At 47.3% G+C, this 4,545-nt stretch carries 5 protein-coding genes; all 5 read right to left on the reverse strand.

Annotated features, from left to right (window positions below):
• Positions 1 to 196: 196 nt before the first annotated feature.
• The 5 genes from AUK29_10685 to AUK29_10705 all read right to left on the reverse strand — a co-directional run bounded on the left by AUK29_10685 (position 197) and on the right by AUK29_10705 (position 4,276).
• The gene (locus AUK29_10685; protein ID OIP60966.1) at positions 197 to 988 is read right to left on the reverse strand and encodes a hypothetical protein; all 792 of its coding nucleotides are present in this window, start codon (positions 986 to 988) and stop codon (positions 197 to 199) included.
• On the reverse strand, positions 985 to 1,944 hold the full coding sequence (locus AUK29_10690; protein ID OIP60967.1) for a hypothetical protein: 960 nt from the start codon (positions 1,942 to 1,944) through the stop codon (positions 985 to 987). Before AUK29_10690 ends, AUK29_10685 begins: the two co-directional genes overlap by 4 nt.
• A gap of 337 nt (positions 1,945 to 2,281) precedes the next feature.
• Positions 2,282 to 2,617: a hypothetical protein gene (locus AUK29_10695; GenBank protein ID OIP60968.1), complete on the reverse strand. Its 336-nt coding sequence runs from the start codon at positions 2,615 to 2,617 to the stop codon at positions 2,282 to 2,284.
• 595 nt (positions 2,618 to 3,212) lie between these two features.
• Positions 3,213 to 4,007 carry a hypothetical protein gene (locus AUK29_10700; GenBank protein ID OIP60969.1) on the reverse strand — a complete coding sequence of 265 codons (795 nt, stop codon included), beginning with the start codon at positions 4,005 to 4,007 and terminating at the stop codon, positions 3,213 to 3,215.
• A 62-nt stretch (positions 4,008 to 4,069) separates the two neighbouring features.
• Complete coding sequence (locus tag AUK29_10705; protein ID OIP60970.1) at positions 4,070 to 4,276, reverse strand: hypothetical protein; 207 nt, start codon at positions 4,274 to 4,276, stop codon at positions 4,070 to 4,072.
• Positions 4,277 to 4,545: the final 269 nt, after the last annotated feature.

The following is a 4,545-nucleotide window of genomic DNA, read 5'->3' on the forward strand; positions in this document are numbered from 1 at the left end:
ATCTGTGACGTCAGGCCATATCTTTCTTCTATAGGAAATCTTTTTGTTGTTTTGTAAATCTCCAAGCATAATTGATAAGACTAGGGCCCTTCCTTTAACTCCTTGTAGTGTTTGAGCACTTCACTTGACCCCTGGAATCCTTGACCCCTTGACCCCTGATGTCTTCACCCACTCTTTTGGAGATGATCCTTATTTACTAAACCTCACGGGAAGCCTTGTCTTCTCCCCGGCCTCCATCCTCTTCGGTCACCGTCTGTGCATGGGCCTCCGGGAACAATCGTTCGAATTCCATGGGGTGTTCATGCCGGAGTTCATGCGTGGATATTTTTCCTGTAATCCATACCCAGCTCATGGGAAAGACCTCGGGACGGAGATGCTCATTGTAAAAATGCCAGAACAGGATAAAAACAATGGCCAGGAGGGCCTCATCGCTGTGCATGATATAAATGAGTTCCCAGATCCAGTTCTTGGAGGATTCCGGAAAGAAGAGAGCCGCCTTGGTCGGGAACGCCAGGGCGAGGCCTGAAAATCCGATGACAAAAATCCCCCAGAACACGGCCCAATAATCGAACTTCTGCAGGTAACTGAACCTTCCGAATCTGGGTTTCTCTTTTGAAAGGCCTAGGAAATAGCGAATATTCTGGTAGAGATCTTCGAAGTCCTTCCAGACCGGGATCAAATCCCACCGGAGTTTGCCCCGGGAAAACCGGTAAATCAAATAAAGAACATGATAGAGGGAATCCATAATCATGGTGATCCCGGCTATTCGATGGATGATGCCTGCGGTTTTTGGCCCTCCCCAGAAATGGATCCATGAGTAGGATGTTTCCACTTCCGAAAACTTGAGAGCCCATCCGGTAAAAAACAGAACAAGAAACGAAGTCAGCATGAGGACGTGCTGGATCCGATAATGAATGTTGAACCTTTCGACTTCGTCCGGCAGAACGTCATGGTTGTTGCGTGCAGCCTCGTCATTTTCGGATTTCATCTTGACATCCTCCTGTGAAGTTGAATGGCGTCTCGTAGGGTCGCATAAATCTGCAAAAGAATGTGCAGGGCACAGCCTGCAATCACACCGATGGTCAGAATAATCAACCCTTTCTCCGAATAGTAAGGAATAGGGTTATCCCTGCCGATCGGTTTGTGCGTAATGGCCGCCACAAATTTTTCATCCGCTCCTTTGTGGCATTGATTGCAGAGGGAGATCTTGTTTGTGACGTAAACCGGAGATTGGGGATCCTTGTGAGAATGAATATTGTGTGACCCGTGACAGGTGGTGCAGACCGGAAGGTTTTTGCCTCCCAAATGATATTTCTTCCCGTGGAAACTTTCATTATAGCGCTGGATAATCCGGGTGCTGAACCCGTACTTGAGTGAAACACTTTTCTGCTCATGGCACTTCCCGCAGGTCGTCACGATTTGTTCGTAGGCTGTTGCTGACTTCAAACGGCCGGTCTTCGCGTTTAGACCTTCCGCAGAGACGATCTCATGGGGGGACCCATGGCAGTCCAGGCAAAGGGCCGCATCGGTTTCATTCTTTTCAAAAATATTCACGCCATGGACGCTCTGTTTGTACTCTTGATAGATTTCACTGTGGCATTGGGTGCAGGCGGCCTGGGCCACAGGATCCAAGGGGCTCTTCCTCCGGATCACCTGAGCGATGTTCAGGATCGTCTCGTCCACCCCTTGCTCCATGGATTTGTGGGGATTGTCCTGATAGGTGAGGTGACACATCGTACAATCCAGATCCGCATGCACAGATAGGGCATATTTTTCACCGTCCACATGAAGGCTCGTCCGAATACCCTGGCGGGTCATATATTCCCCCTTCAGCGCGCCATGACAGACCATACAGGAGAGATTGTCTGCATGGAGATCATTCGCCAGGAACAAGACCCCTGTAAAAAACAGAAAAGTGATGAACAATAATTTTTTATCACCCATGGCCACCTCGTTTCTTCGATGATTGCACCCTGTTCAACGAATTTTCAGTTCTCTTATACAGCAATAATGATGCCAAGATCAAGAAATGTTCAAGTATATGAAATTTAACATATTCTAAAGAGCTGTCCTGAATCCCCACTGTATGGCTATTGTCATAAAATTATGACACTATTTTTTCATGTCTCTTGAAAAGCCTTTTACAATGTCACTGCAAATGAAATGTAATAAAATTATAACATATTTTTAAAATGTTGTAATAAAATAACAGAAAAGGCCCTCTTCCTTGGATAGAGGGCCTTTGGGGGGATGGATTTGTTGGGATGTTTGATCAGTCGTCTTATTTCTCGGTCTTCACCATCTCTTCTTCCTCAGGCGCTTTAAGATAGCTCAAGGCATGAACAATGTAGCCGGAAGCGGTCCCAAACACGGAACCTACCACAATGCTCATGAATCCGAGGCAGAGGATCCCGAGAAGAATCCCAAGGACAACAAGCATGCGGACTGCGAGAGTGAACTCTACCGGGCCTCCCATGATCTTATTGAGCAGCATCAAGGTCCCATAACCGCCGTAATGGAATCCTGGAACGATTCCGAAAATCAGAAAGGCAATACCACCTAATACGGCGCCCACCTTCATCCCTGTTTTTACGACTTCCATATTCTTGGTTTTCATCTTGTACCTCCTTGGTTGATTTGGGCTATCCCAAATGTTTGTTTCAGGATCATCTTTGTTTTTAACCTCTTGACTATTCCATCTTGCAAAACCAATGCCAAAAAATGGAATCTCTTGTAATTCATTGATTATATTAGATTTTATATGATATAGTCTGAATAACTCATCCGGCAGAACCCGGCAGGCATGTCATATAAACGAAACACCTCATGTTGCCGGATCTGGAATAAACATTATAAAACAATCAGTTATGCACATATTCATAAAAAGATGACATGTGTTATTTATAGGGCTACATCTTGCTTAAACTTAGTGGCCCTATTCGTAAATACGGTGGCATTCGAGTGCCGTAGGGCGGTCGGATCAAAGTTGCGCTCCTTGCGGTGTACCAGAGGGGTACGCGCTGAGTCGCGCTCGGAGATGAGACCGCCCTACGACCTGTCTGCCGCCTGTCTGCGTTGCGTACGCGACAGGCAGGCCCTCTACCGGTAAACCGAGTACAAGTCGGTACGTCACCCTATTTACGAACAGGACCACTTAGAGATGCGGAATAAGAAGGATGGCCGGAGAATCTTGGATGGAAAGAAGGGGCGCATCAGGCGAGGTTCATCATTTTTTTTACTGCAAGCCCGGCGATCATGGAAATTAAGAAGAAGAAATAAAGCCATCCCGGCTGCAGACCCAAGAAACTCTCCTGTTTCGGGTATTCGATATGGATCATCTGTATCGGAGAGTCAGAGGGAAGGAGGCCGGCATTCGAGGTCAAACGCGAGATCCATTCTTTTTCTGTCTTCATGTCCGGGTAGATCCTTTGGATCCGGCTTGAAATGACAGCGTTATGCATATATTGTTTTTCTCCCTGATGGAAAATGAGGTTGTAGATGCCGGACGAGCCTGCATGGATCTGCCAGCTTACCCGCTTTTCCTCAGGAATACGCATAGAGGAGACATCCATGCTCAACCCCTGCGGGAGGATGAGTTCAATCCGTGCGAGGCTGTTTTGATCCTGCGCTACAGCCGCAACAACAAAAGAATCCCCGGGACGGATGGGATAAAAGCTGTACCTCGCGTTCAAGTCAATCACAATAAAGAGGATCGGGAGGATCAAGACCACCGCGGATTTAAACGTATATCGCAGATAGTTGAGATTTTCCTTGATAATCTCCCTCTGGATTGTGAACATCTCCGCCATATCTTCTTTAAAAAGGCGGACCTCCAGGAAGTGGATTTTGATCTTGTCCCGGATTTCCTTTAATTTTTTCTGATCCGTGGTCCAACTGTAAAGAAAGACCATCACCACGCCTGTGACCACGGAGATCAGACTCAGCCCCGCATAGGGAGACATCTCGGCAAAGGGAGATAGCACAAAATCAAAAAACTTTGAAACCATATTGAACATCATCATAAGCGGCTACCGAAGTGAGATGCTTGCAAAACCCGATCCGTCAGGCACTAAGAGATATACCCTAATCCCTGCAGCCTCTTCTTCACCTCATCTTCTTCTTTCCCCCCTGAGGAGGGTGTTCCCTGGGCACGTTTCATTTCTTCTTCCATCAGGTCACTGACCCATTCTGAAAGGTCTGCATATCCCTTTTCTTCAGCAAACAGAGAAGCACGTTCAAAGAGATCTTTGTCGATGGGAATTTTTTTCTTAAACATGATCACACCTTTCCTAAGTGGTCCTGTTCGTAAATAGGGTAACGTACCGACTTGTACTCGGTTTACCGGTAGAGGGTCGTAGGGCGGTCTTATCAAGGCGCGCGACTGAGGCGTACCCTCTGGTACGCCGCAAGGAGCGGAACGCAGATGAGGCCGCCCTACGACCCTCGAATGCGACCGTATTTACGAATAGGACCACTAAGTTCCGGCCTACTCCAATACATCCTTCCCCGTCATGGCAGGCAAAGGAGCCATATGGAACTCATTCA

The organism is Nitrospirae bacterium CG2_30_53_67 (assembly GCA_001873285.1).
Taxonomy (GTDB): Bacteria; CG2-30-53-67; CG2-30-53-67; order CG2-30-53-67; family CG2-30-53-67; genus CG2-30-53-67.

Excerpts from the sequence above, each read along its gene's own strand:
- AUK29_10685 (OIP60966.1), bottom strand. The coding sequence starts at position 988 with ATGAAATCCGAAAATGACGAGGCTGCACGCAACAACCATGACGTTCTG.
- AUK29_10700 (OIP60969.1), bottom strand. The coding sequence starts at position 4,007 with ATGGTTTCAAAGTTTTTTGATTTTGTGCTATCTCCCTTTGCCGAGATG.
- AUK29_10690 (OIP60967.1), bottom strand. The coding sequence starts at position 1,944 with ATGGGTGATAAAAAATTATTGTTCATCACTTTTCTGTTTTTTACAGGG.
- AUK29_10695 (OIP60968.1), bottom strand. The coding sequence starts at position 2,617 with ATGAAAACCAAGAATATGGAAGTCGTAAAAACAGGGATGAAGGTGGGC.
- AUK29_10705 (OIP60970.1), bottom strand. The coding sequence starts at position 4,276 with ATGTTTAAGAAAAAAATTCCCATCGACAAAGATCTCTTTGAACGTGCT.